The organism is Chryseosolibacter histidinae, from assembly GCF_018598225.1.
In the GTDB taxonomy this organism is placed as follows: Bacteria; Bacteroidota; Bacteroidia; order Cytophagales; family Cyclobacteriaceae; genus Chryseosolibacter; species Chryseosolibacter histidini.
In genome coordinates this window covers 22677-40345 of the sequence record NZ_JAHESF010000042.1, presented here as the reverse complement: position 1 = coordinate 40345, position 17669 = coordinate 22677, and the positions used below count along the sequence as shown (strand labels likewise).

Here is a 17669-nt window from a genome sequence, read left to right as displayed (position 1 = left end):
GAATGACCATTACGATTATTGCAGGCGCGCGTCCTAATTTCATGAAGATAGCTCCGATCATCAGCGCCATTCAGAAAGCGGCAACCGAAGGATCTAATATTTCCTATCGCCTTGTGCATACCGGCCAGCATTATGATCAGAAAATGAGTGATACCTTCTTTCACGAGCTGGGCATTCCTGAGCCGCACGCCAACCTCGGATGCGGAGGAGGAACACAGGCAGAGCAAACGGCGGCGATCATGGTGGCCTTCGAAAAGGAGCTGATACAGAACCCCGCAGATCTTGTGATGGTGGTGGGCGATGTGACCTCCACCATGGCCTGTTCGATCGTGGCCAAAAAGCTCAATACAAAAGTAGTGCACGTGGAAGCTGGGATCCGCTCGTTTGACCTGACCATGCCTGAAGAGATCAACAGGATGGTGACTGACAGCATCACGGATTATTTCTTTACCACAACAGAAGAAGCCAGCAATAATTTAAGAAAGGCGGGTGCTACCAACGATCAGATCTTCTTCGTTGGGAACGTGATGATCGATACGCTGCTGAAGAATCAGAAGAACTTCAAAAGACCTGCATTCTTCGATCAGCTGAAGCTCAACCGGTCCGGCTATTTTGTGCTGACACTGCACCGCCCCGCCAATGTGGATCATCATCATACTTTAAAAGAATTGATGCATGAGATCACTGCTAATGTGAGAGACCTGCCCATTGTTTTCCCGATCCACCCCCGCACCGCAAGGATCTTCTCAGAACTGGGAATAAGCGCAAAGAACCTGCATATAGTCGATCCGTTGGGATACCTCGAGTTCAATTACCTGGTGCAGCATGCAAAAGCTGTGATCACCGATTCGGGTGGCATCACGGAAGAGACCACGGTGATGGGCATACCTTGTTTGACACTGCGCAACAGCACGGAACGTCCTGAAACCGTAGCCGTCGGAACCAACGAGCTTATCGGCACCAATCCCAGGAACATCAGGCCAGCCCTCGACAGGTTGTTTGCAGGGCAGTGGAAGAAGGGAGGCATTCCTGAAAAATGGGATGGCCACACAGCCGAGCGGATTGTAGAACATTTATTAGCATTGTATGCGTAAGAAGATCCTGATCGCTTCTTCGGCTTTTTATCCTGAGAATTCTCCGCGTTCGTTCAGGGCGACAGAGCTGGCGAAGGAATTGGTGCGCCAGGGACATCATGTAACGGTGATCACCCTCGACAGGGGAGAAGTTACCCGTACGTTTTGCAAAGCTCATGGAATCGATCTGAAATACCTTCCCAAACTTTTGTTGAAACCAGTACGCATTCCCAACGGCAGGCTTAGCATTTTTTTCAGGGCGCTTAACAGGATGTTGCTGCTGTTGCTGGAGTACCCTGATCTTGAACTGGCTTTCCGGTACAAAAGTGCCTTGCGGTCTAAACGTGGCTATGACCTGCTGTTGTCCTTTGCAGTGCCTTATCCCGTGCATTGGGGAGTTGCCTGGGCGCAGGGCAAAAAGAAAAAGATCGCCAAAGTATGGGTGGCCGACTGCGGAGATCCTTACATGGGAGACCTGAGCGACTCGTTCAAAAAGATGTTCTATTTCAAATATGTGGAGCAGTTTACTTTCAGGAGGGCGGATCATATCGCCATCCCGATCGAGACTGCACGCGCTGCCTATTACGAAGAGTTCCATCCCAAGATGCAGATCATCCCCCAGGGGCTTGACTTCGATGAATTCACAAAAGGGCTTCCTGTTTTCACACCGAACAAGACCATCACTTTTGGATATGCTGGCTCATTCATCATGGGTAAACGTGATCCGCGGATGTTCTTGGATTACCTGCTTACCCAGAAGATAGATTACAGGTTTGTTATTTTTACAAACGCTCCCGCGCTGGTGGCTGACTATGCCGCACGGTCTGAGGGTAAGGTGGTGATCAGGCCCTACATTCCAAGGCAGGAGCTGATCCATACACTTGCGGCCATGGACTTCCTTGTGAACTTCGAGAACAGCACCGTAACACAGGCGCCGAGCAAGCTTATCGACTATTACCTGACGGGCAGGCCCGTGCTTTCCATCCCCAGCAACCGGCTGAACAAAGCGGAGATCGACCAGTTCCTGAACAGAGACTTTACTGCACGGGTGCCTATGCAAGGTTACGAGCAATATCGAATACAAAACGTATCAGTTTCTTTTTTAAATTTGATGAATAAAACGAATTGAACCAGCCATTGAACCGCGCGGCCAACGCAGCACCTGTACCTTTCGTGTTGTTTCTGATCATGCCTTTCGGGGCACTGATAGCGGCTGTGCGCAATTATAAATTCTCTGGTGCCAGAAACCTCGTCTGGTTGTTCATTGTGTTTTATGGATTCACCTTTGTTATTTCAAACAATGATATCGATGCCAACCGGTATCAGCTGAACCTGAGCCGTTTCTCAAAAGAGCACGGCCTCGGCCTGAGCGACTTTACCCAGCTGCTTTACAGCGAGCAGACAAGCTACATCGATGTGGTGCAGCCTTTGTTGACCTTTATCGTTTCAAGGTTCACCGATAACGGCAGGGTGCTGTTCGCTTTCTTCGGATTGATCTTCGGCTTTTTCTACTCGCGCAACCTTTGGTTTCTTTTGTCTTTTGTAGAACACAAGCTAAAAAAGGAAGCGATCCTGTTTATCATATTGTTCGCGCTCATCGTGGCCATCTGGCAGATCAATGGATTCAGGTTCTGGACGGCGGCGCACATATTTGTTTACGGCCTCTTTCAGATCTCGGCAGGCCATAGAATACGCGGTTTCCTGATCTGCCTTTCGTCGCTGCTCGTTCATTTCAGCTTTGTGCTGCCTGCGGTTATTTTGCTGATCTATTTTCTTGTGGGCAACCGCCTGCTGTTACTTTTACTGCTCTATTTTTCTTCCTTCTTTATTTCGCAGGTCAGCCCCGATGCGCTGAGAACCTACGCGAGCTTTCTGCCCACGGTGCTGGAACAACGCTCGAGCACTTATGTCAGCAAAGAATATCTTGAAAAAGTCAACGTGGCTCCCCAGCAAACCAACTGGTACATCCGGTGGAGAGTGGTGGCGCTGATGTATGTGATCAACGTGATGTTGGCCATTATCTTTTTCAAGTACAGAGGCACCATTGCGAAAGATCATACAACGGCGAGCATTCTTTCATTCGGGTTGATGCTGTTTACCTTAACCAACCTGATGATCAGTGTCCCGTCTTTGGGCGTGAGGTTTCAGCTGGTCTCGCTGATGATCATCGTTGCAGCGTTATTTCTTTTTGTGCAAACACATCAGGGTAATTTATTCCCGCAGTGGATCAGAATCCCGTTCATCCTGGCGGCGCTCCTGTTCATCGTTGTTGAAATAAGGGTTGGTTTTAATACACTGGGAATGATGACGGTGGTCGGTAATCCATTGACAGCGCCGTTTGTTGATAATGATGTGCCCTTAATAGATCTGATCAAGTAAATATTTTTCCAGGTGAGCGTCGTATCCAATATCAAAAAGTTCTTGTCCAATCTTCCCGGCTGGAAAACCAGGCGCCGGCTCGTAGTGATCGAGTCCGATGACTGGGGCAGCGTACGGATGCCATCACACGAGGCCTACCTTTCCCTGAAATCGAGAGGTGTGGACCTGGATTCAGGTGACTCATTTCGTTATAACAACAACGATACCCTGGCTAATGCCGCTGATCTCACAGCGCTGTTCGAGACATTGCAAAACCACAAAGACAAGAATGGCCGCGCCGCAGCATTCACCGCCGTGAGCATGGTTGCCAATCCTGACTTTGAAAAAATAAGAAAGTCTGATTTTCAGCAATACCACTACGAGCCTTTTACAGAGACCTTACGTCGCTATCCGGGCCGTGAAGGCGTGTTCACACTGTGGCAGCAGGGCATTAAAGGAAAATTGTTCGTTCCACAATTCCATGGAAGAGAGCACCTCAACGTGGCCGCGTGGATGAAAGCGCTTCGTGAGAACGATAAACCTACGCGGCTGGCTTTCGATGAACAGATGTGGGGCTTTAACAATTTGCATCCCTATGGCGTGAGCTACCAGGCAGCCTTCGATCTCACCGATGCGTCTGAAGTGGCCGAGCAGAAGCTGATCATCACAGACGGCCTCCAGCTATTTGAAAAGCTCTTCGGGTATAAGGCCACATTCTTTGTGCCGCCGAACGGACCGTTCAACAATACACTGGAAGCAGCAGCGGCCGCCGGCGGGGTAAAGTATATGTCGTGCTCCAAGATCCAGCAGGAGGCGTTGGGAGAAGGGAAGACCCGGCGTGTGCTGCATTACCTGGGACAAAAGAACAAACATGGCCAGCGCTACATCACACGAAATTGTTTCTTCGAACCCGGGCAAGCAGGCAAGGATTGGGTGTCGTCCTGTATGCGCGACATCGAGCAGGCATTTCAATGGAACAAACCGGCTGTGATCAGTAGCCACCGGGTGAATTATATCGGTGCCATCCATGTTAAGAACCGGGAAAATGGACTAAGGATGCTGGATGAGCTGCTGGGGAAAATTTTAAAGACCTGGCCTGACGCGGAGTTCATCACCTCAGACCAGTTGGGAGACCTCATGAACCAATCGAAATAATGAACATCAGGACTATTGGCGCCTCCGTCATGAGGAATCTCAGGAACATACCGGGCTGGACCAGCCGGCGGAAGATCGTTGTTATTGAGTCCGATGACTGGGGAAGCATTCGCGTACCTTCGAAAGAAGTGTATGAACGTTTTCTGAAATACGGGTTCAAGGTAACGAGTAGTCAGTATAACCGGCTGGATTGTCTTGAATCCAATGAAGACCTTGAGTCGTTGTTTGAGGTGTTGAGCTCGTCGCGCGATAAGAATGGCAATCCCGCAGTGCTCACAGCCAACGCCATCATGGCCAACCCCGATTTCAGGAAGATCAAAGATTCAGGATATCGTGAATATCACTACGAACATTTTACTGAAACCCTGAAGCGGTATCCCTGCCACAACAAGGTGTTTCAGTTATATGAGCAAGGCCAGCAGCAGCGGTTGTTCAGGCCACAGTTCCACGGCAGGGAACACCTGAATATCAGTAGATGGATGAAGGCGCTGCAGCAAGGAGGCAAGGATGTGCTGTTTGCATTTGATCAGGAAACAACCTTCTCGGGCCAGGGCGACTACAGCTTTATGGAAGCGATGGACATGGACAGCCCTGCGGAGCTCGATCAGGTAACAGCGATCGCAGCGGATGGTTTGCAGATGTTCAGGAAAACATTCGGGTATGCCTCACAATCCTTTATCGCACCCTGTTATACCTGGGATAGCGGGATGGAAGGTCAGTTGGCGAAGCAGGGTGTTTCGTATCTACAGGGTAGCCGGTACCAGTATATACCGAATGGAGGCTTCGATAATTATAAGAAAGCCTCTCATTATCTCGGAAAACGAAATGACAACAACCTGATCTACCTGGTGAGGAACAGTGTGTTCGAGCCAGGTTTGCTTTACAAAAGCGACTGGGTTGATTATACGCTGGCAAGTATCAACGATGCTTTTCGATGGAATAAGCCAGCGATCATTTGCTCGCACAGGATCAATTTTATCGGCACCATCGATCCTGCCAACAGAGATAATAATTTAAAGATGCTCAGACAGCTGCTCAGCACCATTGTAAAAAAATGGCCCGATGTTGAATTCATGAGCTCAGACGAATTGGGTGACCTGATCAAAACAACAACGTCAAAATGAATGAAGTAAGCATACTGTTAACAGGCGATTTTTGCCCGCAGCTGCGCGTTGAAGACCTGATCCTGAAAGGTCAGATGCAGGCTGTCTTTAACGACCTCAAGGCAGAGTTCGATAAAAGCGATCTCAATATCGTGGACCTCGAGTGCCCGCTGGTGAAGGATGGCCAAACGATCCCCAAGACAGGCCCTCATTTGAAAGCACATCCCGAAGGTGTGAAGGCGCTTCAGTATGCCCGTGTAGGATTGGTGGCCATGGCCAATAACCATATCATGGATTACGGAAGCCAGGGACTGTTCGATACCATGGAGCTTTGCAAAGGCGCGGGTATTGCTACCGTTGGCGTAGGCCGTAACCTGGAAGCAGCGCGAAAGCCTTTTTATACCGAGATCAAGGGAACGCGCATCGCGGTGCTGAACATCACCGAGAACGAATGGTCCAATACCCATGGCGATGAGGCCGGTGCGAACCCGCTCGACCTGGCGAAGAACTTTCACGACATCCGCCAGGCGAAATCCCAGTCGGATGTTGTGATCGTGATCTTTCACGGAGGCAACGAGTTCTATGAATTGCCGAGCCCCCGTACAAAGGAGACCCTCCGGTTTTTTGTTGAAGCCGGTGCCTCAGCGGTGATAGCCCACCACACGCACATTGTGTCAGGATACGAGGTCTATGAAGGCGCCCCGATCTTTTACAGCCTGGGCAATTTTGTGTTCGATTGGGCAGGCCAGCGAAATTCTTTCTGGAATACAGGCTACGCCGTTCGACTGAAGATCGGCAAGCATACACCGGTATCGTTTGAGATCATACCATTTGAGCAAAACGACGCGAAGCCGGGCGTATTCAGGCTGTCAGGGGAGGCGTTGTCGAAATTTAATGACAACCTCAGCAGGTTGAATTCCGTCATTGCAGATGATGCGCAGCTAAAAAAACAGTTTGATGACTACTGCAGGAGCAAAAAAGATATTTATAACATTTACCTCGAGCCATACCGGAATTCATTGCTCGCGTCCCTTCGCAAGCGCGGGTTCATTCCGAGCATGTTCAGCAAAGAGAAAAGAAGACTGATGCTGAACATCACGCGATGTGAAGCGCACCGGGATATTTTGCTCAAAAGCCTTGAAAATTAAATGTCGTTACTGAAATAAACCTCACCCTCAATCGCTGGAATAAAGTTATGTGTGGAATCACGGGATATTATTATAAATCTGGGAAGAGTATAAATTCTACAGCCGGCATCAACGGGATGCTGGAGCTGCAGCATCACCGTGGTCCCGATGATGCAGGTGTGCGCGCGTTCTCGCTCGTAGCGCCGCAGAGCTTTGAATATACACCAGGCGAGACAGAACAGGTCCGCAATGGGTTTGAAGGCATGCTCGGCTTCAACAGGCTTAGCATCCTCGACTTATCCAAGAATGGTCATCAGCCCATGTGCAGTCCTGACAACCAGGTGATACTGATCTTCAATGGTGAGATCTACAACGCCTTTGATTTTAAGGATGAGCTTGTGGCGGATGGTTACCGGTTCAGGAGCTCCACCGATACGGAAGTGATCCTTTACCTGTACCTCAAGTTCGGCTTTGATGGAATGATCCGCCGCCTGAATGGCATGTTCGGCCTGGCGATCGTCGACCTGCGCTCACGCGAAATCTACATCGCCAGAGACCGCTTCGGCATCAAGCCCGTGTATTTCTTTGAAACGGAAGAGATGTTTGCATTTGCTTCCGAGATCAAAAGTTTTTTATCACTGCCGGAATTTAAACCAGCGCTCGATCAAACGCTGCTGGATGAATACCTGTTGTTCAGGAATAGCATTAACAAGACCTTGTTCAGAGGCGTGAGCTGCCTCGAGCCAGGAACATTTAAGGTCTATTCTCCCGGTAAAAAGGTCGAGACACGCCAGTATTTCGATATCAATGATTACACCCGCCAGCAAAGCGATTCAGGCAGTGCGCGCATAAGCTCAGACCTGCGTGCTAATCTGAAAAAGAGCGTTGACCGCCAGTTGATCAGCGATGTGAAGTTGGGTTGTCAGCTTTCAGGAGGTATAGACTCATCGTTGGTGACGTATTTCGCCAAGGAGATCAAGCAGGACGACCGGCTCGAGACCATTTCCATTATTTTCGAAGACCCCTTCTTCAACGAAGAGCCCTACATGGATCATGTTACGGCACAGCTCGGTCTGATCTCGCACAAGTTCCAGCTCGATGCTTCCTTTTACCTGAAGAGCTTCGAGCGATCTACCTGGCATTTTGAAGGGCCCCTCAACCACCCGAACACCATCGGCATTTATCTGTTATCGCAAAAAGCAAAAGCGCATGTTACCGTGCTGCTGAGCGGAGAAGGCGCTGACGAAGTGTTCGGCGGATACAGCCGTTTTGCCAACACGTACAGGCCTTTCAAGCCACGTACTGTTTTATCGAGCCTCAAAAAATACAAAGAGACTCCGGTGCGGCATCTGCTGTCTTACCTGTCGGAAGATTACCGGGCCATCATGGGATCGGCCTATATGACGCCTGCGCTGGCTGCCGCCTTGAAGAAGGATTTTAGTATGGACGTGGCGTTGGCCAACAGGAAAAATATCTACAACGCACTGGGTGGATCTGTTTTTGATAAGCAGGTGAAGTATGAGATTAAGACTTATCTGCCCGACCTGCTCATCCGCCAGGATAAGATGTCGATGGCCGCCAGCATAGAGAACCGGGTGCCTTTTTTGGATAACGACCTGGTGGAGCGCAGTTTTACAATCCCAGAGCATTACCTGATCGGCGAAGGAGGGCAAACGAAATTCGAGCTGAAGAAAATGGCCGCGGGCATCTTCGGCGACAAGTTCGCTTATCGCAGCAAAGGAGGATTCGGGATCCCCGTTCGCAATTTCTTCGCGGATAAAGAGTTCAGCGCATACCTGATGGATGATATTATTCCATCCATTTCCGGAAGAGGACTTTTCGATGGAAAGGTGGTGCAGGGCTGGCTTCAGAAATTACAACACATTTCATCCGCAGAGCTGGACGCACTTTGGATCATGATTGCGTTCGAAGCATGGGCGAAAAAATTCAAAGTGTGATGAGACTGGCCATTCATAATACAAAAAGCTCGTTCGCCGAGCGGTGGATCGCCTACTGCGAGGAAAAGCGCATTCCTTACAAGATCGTCAATTGCCACGCAAATGACATCGTGCAGCAGCTGGCGGATTGTGACGCATTGCTCTGGCATCACCAGCAGGGGGGACCCAAAGATATTCTCTTTGCCAAACAACTTCTCTTCTCCCTCGAGCAGAGCGGGAAGAAGGTTTTTCCCGACTTCAACACCGGCTGGCATTTCGATGACAAGATCGGGCAGAAATACCTGCTGGAAGCTTTGAATATTACGGAGCTTGTGCCCACCTGGGTGTTTTATAACAAAGCCGATGCATTGAAGTGGGCGGATAGTGTCTCGTTTCCGAAAGTATTCAAATTGCGTGGTGGCGCCGCCTCGCAGAATGTCAGGCTGGTGCGGACCAAGGCGATGGCCAGGAAGCTGATCGATCGTGCGTTTAGCAAAGGATTCAAAGCTTATGATGCATTCGGCAGCCTGAAAGAGCGGATCAGGAAATACCGGCTCGGCAAAGCGAATGCAAGAGAGGTGGTGAAAGGAATGGTGAGGCTGATCGTACCCCCGCCCTATGCGCAGATCATGGGTAATGAATCAGGTTATATCTACTTCCAGGAGTTTATGCCCGGAAATGATTCAGACACCCGCATCATCGTGATCGATGGAAAAGCATTCGCCATCAAAAGAATGGTGCGCAAAAACGATTTCAGGGCTTCGGGCAGTGGCCACATTGTGCACGATATGAAACAGATCGATCTGCGCTGCGTGAAGCTGGCCTTTGCGTTCACAGAAAAGCTGAAGGCCCAGTGTGTTGCTTATGATTTTGTGTTTGATGCGAAAAACAACCCTTTGTTGATCGAGATCAGTTATGGTTTTGCACCGGCGGTGTATGAGGCATGTCCCGGTTTCTGGGACCGGCAGATGAACTGGCACGAGGGCAAATTCAATCCGTATGGATGGATGGTGGATGCTGTTTGTAAGGAGTAACTTTTAATGAAGAAGAATAAATTTAATTAAGTTAATAACTTTGCCGCGACAAGTTTTGGCAAAAAAATACCTATGATACAAGTAACAAAACCATTCTTACCGCCAAGAGCAGAGTTTGATAAATATCTGGATGGTATCTGGGAGCGCAACTGGCTCACCAACAATGGCCCGCTGGTCAATGAGCTGGAGCTGAAGCTGAAGGAGTATCTGAATGTCAATCACCTGTTGTATATGACCAACGGTACCATTGCCATTCAGATCGCCATCAAAGCGCTCGACCTGAAAGGAGAGATCATCACCACACCATTCTCTTATGTGGCCACCACCAGCAGCATTGTGTGGGAAGGATGCACACCGGTATTTGTTGACATCGACCCCTCGTCGCTGAACATCGATCCTTCCAAAATTGAAGCTGCCATCACGCCGAAAACGTCAGCCATCCTGGCCACGCACGTTTACGGTATTCCCTGCGATATCGATGCCATAGAAACCATTGCGAAAAAGCATAATCTCAAAGTGATCTACGATGCCGCCCACTGCTTCGGCACGAAGTACAAGGGAAGATCGGTATTCGAGTATGGCGACGTAAGCACCACCAGTTTTCATGCTACCAAACTTTATCATACCATAGAAGGAGGAGCGGTGTTTACGACCAGGCCTGAGCTGCTGAAGAAAATGTCGTACCTGCGTAACTTCGGGCACGACGGCCCCGAAAGATTTGCCGACCTGGGCATCAATGGCAAGAACTCCGAGTTTCATGCCGCCATGGGGCTGGTAAACCTGAATCATATCGCCTCCATCCTGGAAAGCAGGCGCACGCAAAGCCTTTACTATGACAAAGTGCTGAAGAACCTGCGCCATGAAAGACCGGTGGTCAGCAAACACGCCGAGTTCAACTACGCCTATTACCCCATCGTGCTGCCGTCAGAAGACATCACACTGCGCATCGTCGAGGAGCTTAACAGGAACTGGATCTATCCGAGAAGATATTTTTATCCCTCGCTCGATAGCCTGCCCTACGTGAAGGAGGCCAATCTGCCCGTCACCAAAACTGTCAGCACCCGCATCCTGTGTCTCCCCATTTACCATTCGCTCACCAAAGAGGAGATCGATTTTGTGGCGAGGCTTATGCTGAGGGTTCAAAATAACTGAACATGATCGTAGCCGGCGCCAGCAGACACGCGAAAGAGATACTGGAATTACTGCACCAGCAGGAAAGCCTTGATGATCTTTATTTCTTTGACGACATCAGCAAAGGAGGTCCGGAGCTTTTTTATGGCCGGTTTCCGGTAGTGAAAAGTGTTGAGCAGGCTGCGGTGATTTTCGAAAAGGATCCGCGATTCATCCTGGGGCTCGGCAGCCCGGCCAACCGTTGGAAAGTGGCATCGAAGCTGCGTACCGCCGGAGGAAAGTTGGTCTCGGTTGTTGCTGCTACGTCGCGAACAGGTCATTTTGATGTAAGCCTCGGTGAAGGGTTGAATGTGATGGAATTTGTAATGATCAGCAACAGCGTGCGCATCGGTGAAGGTTGCCTCGTCAACGCCTTTGCTGCCGTTCACCACGATGTGACGGTGGGCCGTTACTGCGAGCTCTCGCCGCGGGCAACCGTGCTGGGTGGCGCTTCGATAGGCGACTTCTGCTCCATTGGTAGTGGCGCCATCATCCTGCCCAATGTGGTCATCGGCAATCACGTGGTTGTGGGGGCCGGAGCTGTTGTTACGAAAGATGTGCCTGACAATTCCCTTGCCGTTGGCGTGCCGGCAAGAAAGATCAAAACGCTGCCACCACTGAATATTGGATGACATGAGTATCGAGAATAAGAAAGCCCCGGTGCTGATCATGGTGTATAACCGGTTGGAATACCTGAAGAAATGCATCGAATCATTGAAGCGATGTGACTTTGCGCGTGATACCACAGTTTACATTTCTTCGGATGCACCGTATAAGCCGGAGCACAGCGCTTCCATTGAAGAGGTCAGGAATTATATCCGCCAGATCACAGGCTTTGGTAAGGTAGTGCGCGTTTTTCATGAAAAGAACAAAGGACTGGCAAAAGCATATTCCGATTCATTCGAAATTTTGTTCAGGGATCACGACCGGTTCATCTTCCTCGAAGACGATGTGGTTGTGGCGCCCGATTTCCTGAAGTATATGAATGAAGGACTATCCTTCTATGAGCACAACAAACGTGTCTACTCCATATCTGCTTTTTCCTTTTCTGTGTTTTTCCCTGTAGAGGCTGATAAAAAGAATAAGGTCTATTTCCAGAACAGGTTCAATCCATGGGGTTTTGCTATGTGGAAGGACAGGTTCCTGAAGGGCAATGAATATGACCTGGCACAGGTGAAGGCGTCGCTGAAAGATAAAACGTTCGTTGACCGCCTTTACAGGAACGGCGCTGACCTCTATCCGGCGATGCTTAGCATTGTCTCGCAGAATAAAATGCTCGCGTTGGATTATCTGAACGTGTACCACATGGTGAAGCACGACCTGCTCACCGTGTCACCGTATGTTCCCAAATCGTTTAACGTTGGCAACGACGGCAGCGGTACCAGGACCAGGAAGAGTGAGAAGTTTACCAGCGCCGACATTTCTTTCCTGGAAAAGGAAAACCCTGTACAGCTTCCGGAGGCGATAGAAGCGCACATCGACTACAGTGTTAATAAACTGAACTTCAATTCAAGGGTCAACAAATACAAGTTGTTGCTCGACAAGGCTGGGCTCCTGCGCATAGCCATGATGGCCAACAATTTTTACAAAACGAAACTTTCAAAGTGAACCATCCGGCAAAAAAAGTCTTTATCGTGCTTCCCCAAATGACCGTGGGTGGAACAGAACGTACCGCCGCAGTGCTTGCCAACTATCTGGTGGGCCTGGGTGACGATGTCTCCATTCTGGTGATGTACAAAAAGCCCGTGTTCTACGAATTGCATCCTTCGGTCAAGCTCATCGAACCTCCCGCATCTGTACGCCAGAAATTGGGAAGGGTCATGTATATGCCGTATGTGTTGCGTTTCCTGCGCACCGAGCTGCGGAAGGGCAAGCCTGATGTTGTTTTTTCACTGGGGTATATGGCGCTGACATTGTTTTCGTCACTGGGGCTCCCGACCAAAGTTGTGATCTCAGGACGGAGCAGTCCCTCGCGTGTGCGATTCCCGAACAACAAGATGCTGGATGCCCTCTACCGTTTTTCGCACAGTGTACTGAAACAACGGGTCAATGGTATCATCGCCCAGACCGAGGCCGCGGCGCAAGCTTACCGCACACGCTACGCCTGTCCTATCCGCATCATCCCGAATTTTTTAAGAGAAATTAAAGAGCACCGCGTGGAGCGGAAAGACCAGATCGTGACCGTGGGCAGGTGCGTGCGTGAAAAAGGTCAGCACTTCCTGATCCAGGCTTTTGCAAAAGTGAACGCCCCTGGCTGGAAGCTGGTGATTGTGGGCGATGGCCCTAAAAGAGCCGGGCTGGAGCAGCTGGCCCAGGAGCTGGGTTTACAGGACAGGGTGCACTTTGCCGGGTTTCAGCAGGATGTGGATCTGTTCCTGGCGCAAAGTAAAATATTCGCGCTTACGTCAGTGATCGAAGGATTTCCGAACGCGCTGATCGAAGCCATGTCAACGCCGCTGGCCTGCGTAAGCTTCAATTGTGAGGCGGGTCCTTCGGAGATCATCCACGACGGCGAAAACGGTTACCTGGTAGAAGTAGGCGACGTAGACACCCTGGCGAAGAGGCTGCAGGCATTGGCTTTAGATAGTCAGCTCCGGGAAAGGATCCAGCAAAAGGCCTCGGAAGCCCGGCAATTATACGCGATTGGCAAGATCGGCGATGATTATCGCAGGTTTTTTGGAGAGATCGCCTCGGCAAAAAGAAATTAAATATATAATCGTACACCATGCTATCGATGTCCGCCTAAATTCGTTGTTTTGCGGTTTGATAGCGTTCTCAATTAGCTAAAAATATGGTCATTGTCACAGGAGGTTTAGGTTTTATCGGTAACGAGCTGGTTCGGCAGCTGAAGTCTTCGGGAGAAGAGGTTGTTATTCTCGACAACAAGAACAGGATTGCGCCCCACATTCAGGACATCCAGAATGTGTCGCTGGCCGAGATCGACATCACCGACCACGCTATGGTTACGGCCTTTTTCCGCGAGGTAAAACCCAGCGCCGTTTTTCACATGGCGGCCATCCACTACATACCGGAGTGCAACGATAACCCCGAGCGGACCCTGCGTGTGAATGCCGAAGGTACACAAAGCATTCTCCGGGCAGCCGCGGCGGCAGGCGTCAATAAAGTGGTCTTCGCTTCGTCAGGAGCCGTTTATGCAGACAGCGCCGGCTTGTTGTCAGAGTCTACACCGATCGCTCCTGTGGATATCTATGGATGGAGCAAATTGTTTGGCGAACAGCTCTGTCAGCTCAATCACAGCCTCAATGGCACTACAACGGTGATCGCACGACTTTTTAATAACTACGGCCCGCGGGAGACCAACCCGCACATCATTCCCGAGATCCTGCGCCAGCTGCAATCCACCAGCCAGCTTCAGCTCGGTAACATTTCAACAGTGAGAGATTACATCCATACCCGCGACTGCGCACAAGCCCTCATCAGGTTGTGGAAGTCTTGCAACTCGGGTGTCAGCACCGTGAACGTAGCCACAGGCAAGGGCTTCACCGTGCACGAGATCATTAACATGATCGGAAAGATCGCCGGACGAACCATCGATGTGAAGTTCGATAACACGAGGGTAAGAAGGTTCGATAAACAAACACAGGTGGCCAGCATCGATACTTTAAAGCAGCTCACAGGTTGGACGCCCCAGGTGAACATCGAAGAAGGACTGACCGACCTGCTGCGTTTTGAAAAATTGATCTGAGAAAAATTTTAGAAAGTCACCGCGGTTTGAAGCCGTGGTAAAATTGAAAACATGAATACAAAGAAAAGACTCAAGATAGGGGTGATCTTCAACTTCAGCAAAAGCTGGATGGGAGGCGTGATCTATGTCATCAATCTCGTGAACGCGTTGAACTTCCTGGATGATGAGGACAAACCTGAGATAATCCTTTTTTACAACCCGACGCTGGCTGAATTTACGAAGGAGATCCAGTATCCTTACCTCAAGCTCGTTCAGCGTAACTTTGGCAACCTCTACAAGCAATACCTGTTCTCGATGCTTAAAGGCAAGAACCTTTTCGCTGAATCACTGGTCAATGAATTTGATCTCGATGGACTTTATCCGTTGAACGATCAGCCTGTTCCGGCGTCTAAAGCTTTCCGCAAGCCAGGCTTCGTTGCCGCAGCATGGTTCCCCGACCTGCAGCACAAATTCTATCCGCAGTTCTTCACCAAAAGCCAGCTCATTTTGCGCGAGGCAAGACTCAGGCTGTTATTGAAGAACACAGACCACCTGGTGCTATCGAGCTATGATGTGGCCAGCCACTTCCGCAAGTTCTATAAGCTCAGGGACTCGATGAAGGTGCATGTGTTGCATTTTGCGTCCATCATCGATGAAAAGGCCAGCAACGGCAACATCGATCAGCTTCGGGAGAAGTATAAGCTGCCGGCAAGCTATTACCTGGTATCGAACCAGTTTCACAATCACAAGAACCACACGGTGGTGTTGAAGGCCCTGGCACTGCTCAAAGCGCAGAATGAAAAAGTGCACGTGGCCTTCACTGGCAAGATGGAGTCGGCTATCAACCAGGCTTATATCAGCGAGCTGAAAGCATTGATCAGCGACAACGCACTGGATGACCGCATCAGCCTGCTGGGCGTAATACCCCGCCAGGATCAGCTTTGCCTGATGAAACACGCGAAAGCGATCGTTCAGCCAAGCTTGTTCGAAGGATGGAGCACCGTGATCGAAGATGCGATATCGCTGCAGGTTCCTGTGATCGCTTCTGACCTTGATGTGAACATAGAACAGCTGGGCGAAAAAGGTATCTTCTTCAAACCCCACGATGAGAAGAAATTGGCAGAGCTCCTCGCGTCATTTCCGGGTCGTCAGGGCCAGGCCTTGTACCAGAAGTACGAAGACCGGCTGAAAACCTTCGCGATGAACTTCGTCAGCATTTTTGGCAAGCAGCGCTGAACAACCTGTCACATGCATGACCTTTTGAACCCATGAGTGATCAGATCGTATTCATTAATCAGAACTCCGGGTACCTGATGATCGATATCATCAACGCCCACAGGGGAAAGTACAAGACACGCGCCTTTATTACCGGCAAGCTTACGGCGCGCAACGTACCCCTTGATAGCGATGTGAAGGTGGAGAAGATCGTTACCTATAACCGCACCACCACGATCAAACGACTCTGGACCTGGGGCTGGGCATTTGTGCAGATCCTGTTCCTGGTGAAGACCAAATATCGCAAGGCAGATCTTTACATTGTATCCAATCCGCCCTTCGCGCCGCTGCTGCCGTTGTTTTGCAGCAACAGGTTTTTCATTCTTACTTACGATGTGTACCCCGATGCCCTGGTGGAATACAAGATCATGAAGGCAGACTCCTTCGTGATCAGGTTATGGAAGCGCGCCAATAGAAAAATATTTGCCAGGGCAGCGAAGCTCTTCACCCTCAGTGAGGGTATGAAGACGTTGCTGAGTCAGTATGCCGATGCGTCGAAAATAGAAGTTGCGCCACTCTGGACAGACAATACATTTTTGAAACCTGTAGATAAGCACGAGAACAAGTTCATCGCAGCAAACGGGCTGCAGGGCAAGTTCCTGGTGATGTATTCCGGTAACCTGGGCTTCACGCACAACCTTGAAATGCTGGTGGAGGCTGCTGCCAGGCTCCGGAACAACCAGGTGCAGTTTGTCATCATCGGCGAAGGAGATAAAAAGAAAATGCTGGAAGAACGCATCGCTTCTTATGGGCTTACCAACTGCCTGATGTTGCCGTGGCAGGATGTGCAGATGCTTCCGTATTCACTGTCAGCGGCAGACCTCGCTGTTGTAACGCTGGGCAAGGAGGCGTCGCTGCTGAGTGTGCCGAGCAAGACCTACAACCTGATGTCGGTTGGAGCGCCCATGCTTTGCCTGGCATCGAAACACTCCGAGCTGGCTGCCCTCATCGCGAAGTATGGCATGGGCCGGTGTTTTGAAGATACCGAGCTCGACGCCATGGTTGCTTTTATTGAAGAGATCGCGGCCCGCCCCGACTACCAGCGCAAGCTTCACACGAACGCCCTTGCTGCCTCCACGGAATTTGGTCCTGAGAATGCACATAAATTGATCGCTGTCTCATGATGTACCGCAGCTTTTTTAAACGGGCCATCGACATCGTTGTAGCGGGTTTCGCGCTGCTGATCGCCCTGCCCGTGATCCTGATCGTGACGGTCATTCTCAGTTTTGTAAATTCAGGGAAACCATTTTTTACACAGCAGCGGCCTGGCAGGGGAGGTAAGGTGTTCAGGGTGCTGAAGTTCAAGACCATGAACGATAAGCGTGACAGCAACGGCGCACTGCTTCCTGACAGGGACAGGCTGACCCGCGTGGGTAAGTTTGTCCGGTCCACATCCCTTGACGAGCTTCCGCAATTGATCAACGTAGTGCTGGGCGACATGAGCCTGATCGGCCCCCGGCCGTTGCTGGTGAAGTACCTTCCGTTGTACAACGCACGGCAGGCACGCCGCCACGAGGTGAGGCCAGGCATCACGGGTTGGGCGCAGGTCAATGGCCGCAATGCTATTTCATGGCCCGAGCGTTTCGAGCTGGATGTTTACTACGTGGAGCACCTGTCTTTTCGCCTCGATATGAAGATCCTCTTCATGACGGTCAGCAAAGTATTCAAACGGGAGGGCATCAGTGCCTCCGGGTCGGCCACCATGGAATCTTTTAAAGGCAATTAAAAATGTGTAAATTTGCGGTTTATCCG

At 50.3% G+C, this 17669-nt stretch carries 16 protein-coding genes; all 16 read left to right on the top strand.

The features are described from left to right. The first annotated feature begins 2 nt into the window (after positions 1 to 2). A complete protein-coding gene (wecB, locus tag KK083_RS26810) occupies positions 3 to 1094 on the top strand; it encodes a non-hydrolyzing UDP-N-acetylglucosamine 2-epimerase (protein ID WP_254169217.1) in 1092 nt (363 codons plus the stop codon). Next, entirely contained in the window at positions 1087 to 2202 is a 1116-nt protein-coding gene (locus tag KK083_RS26805) for a glycosyltransferase (protein WP_254169216.1), read from the top strand. The genes wecB and KK083_RS26805 overlap by 8 nt, the downstream gene beginning before the upstream one ends. Further along, positions 2199 to 3452, top strand: a complete 1254-nt coding sequence (locus KK083_RS26800) for a hypothetical protein (RefSeq protein WP_254169215.1) — start codon at positions 2199 to 2201, stop codon at positions 3450 to 3452. The genes KK083_RS26805 and KK083_RS26800 overlap by 4 nt, the downstream gene beginning before the upstream one ends. Before the next feature lie 12 nt (positions 3453 to 3464). Continuing rightward, on the top strand, positions 3465 to 4586 hold the full coding sequence (locus tag KK083_RS26795) for a polysaccharide deacetylase family protein (protein ID WP_254169214.1): 1122 nt from the start codon (positions 3465 to 3467) through the stop codon (positions 4584 to 4586). After that, positions 4586 to 5710, top strand: coding sequence for a hypothetical protein (locus tag KK083_RS26790; RefSeq protein ID WP_254169213.1), 1125 nt, complete (start codon positions 4586 to 4588; stop codon positions 5708 to 5710). Before KK083_RS26795 ends, KK083_RS26790 begins: the two co-directional genes overlap by 1 nt. Then, positions 5707 to 6837 carry a CapA family protein gene (locus KK083_RS26785; protein ID WP_254169212.1) on the top strand — a complete coding sequence of 377 codons (1131 nt, stop codon included), beginning with the start codon at positions 5707 to 5709 and terminating at the stop codon, positions 6835 to 6837. Before KK083_RS26790 ends, KK083_RS26785 begins: the two co-directional genes overlap by 4 nt. Positions 6838 to 6884: 47 nt before the next feature. Beyond that, the gene (gene asnB / locus KK083_RS26780; protein ID WP_254169211.1) at positions 6885 to 8774 is read left to right on the top strand and encodes an asparagine synthase (glutamine-hydrolyzing); all 1890 of its coding nucleotides are present in this window, start codon (positions 6885 to 6887) and stop codon (positions 8772 to 8774) included. Further along, a complete protein-coding gene (locus KK083_RS26775; protein WP_254169210.1) occupies positions 8774 to 9787 on the top strand; it encodes an ATP-grasp domain-containing protein in 1014 nt (337 codons plus the stop codon). The genes asnB and KK083_RS26775 overlap by 1 nt, the downstream gene beginning before the upstream one ends. Before the next feature lie 72 nt (positions 9788 to 9859). Beyond that, positions 9860 to 10939 carry a DegT/DnrJ/EryC1/StrS family aminotransferase gene (locus KK083_RS26770; RefSeq protein ID WP_254169209.1) on the top strand — a complete coding sequence of 360 codons (1080 nt, stop codon included), beginning with the start codon at positions 9860 to 9862 and terminating at the stop codon, positions 10937 to 10939. Positions 10940 to 10941: 2 nt separating this feature from the next. After that, entirely contained in the window at positions 10942 to 11589 is a 648-nt protein-coding gene (locus KK083_RS26765; RefSeq protein ID WP_254169208.1) for an acetyltransferase, read from the top strand. A gap of 1 nt (position 11590) precedes the next feature. Then, on the top strand, positions 11591 to 12565 hold the full coding sequence (locus KK083_RS26760; RefSeq protein WP_254169207.1) for a glycosyltransferase family A protein: 975 nt from the start codon (positions 11591 to 11593) through the stop codon (positions 12563 to 12565). Next, positions 12562 to 13665 (top strand): glycosyltransferase family 4 protein, encoded by a 1104-nt coding sequence (locus KK083_RS26755; protein WP_254169206.1) that lies wholly within the window; start codon positions 12562 to 12564, stop codon positions 13663 to 13665. The genes KK083_RS26760 and KK083_RS26755 overlap by 4 nt, the downstream gene beginning before the upstream one ends. Before the next feature lie 83 nt (positions 13666 to 13748). Continuing rightward, positions 13749 to 14663 carry an NAD-dependent epimerase/dehydratase family protein gene (locus tag KK083_RS26750; protein WP_254169205.1) on the top strand — a complete coding sequence of 305 codons (915 nt, stop codon included), beginning with the start codon at positions 13749 to 13751 and terminating at the stop codon, positions 14661 to 14663. Between the two features lie 51 nt (positions 14664 to 14714). Next, positions 14715 to 15878, top strand: coding sequence for a glycosyltransferase (locus KK083_RS26745; RefSeq protein ID WP_254169204.1), 1164 nt, complete (start codon positions 14715 to 14717; stop codon positions 15876 to 15878). 32 nt (positions 15879 to 15910) lie between these two features. Further along, a complete protein-coding gene (locus KK083_RS26740; protein ID WP_254169203.1) occupies positions 15911 to 17041 on the top strand; it encodes a glycosyltransferase family 4 protein in 1131 nt (376 codons plus the stop codon). Continuing rightward, entirely contained in the window at positions 17041 to 17643 is a 603-nt protein-coding gene (locus tag KK083_RS26735; RefSeq protein WP_254169239.1) for a sugar transferase, read from the top strand. Before KK083_RS26740 ends, KK083_RS26735 begins: the two co-directional genes overlap by 1 nt. The last annotated feature ends 26 nt before the right edge of the window (positions 17644 to 17669 follow it).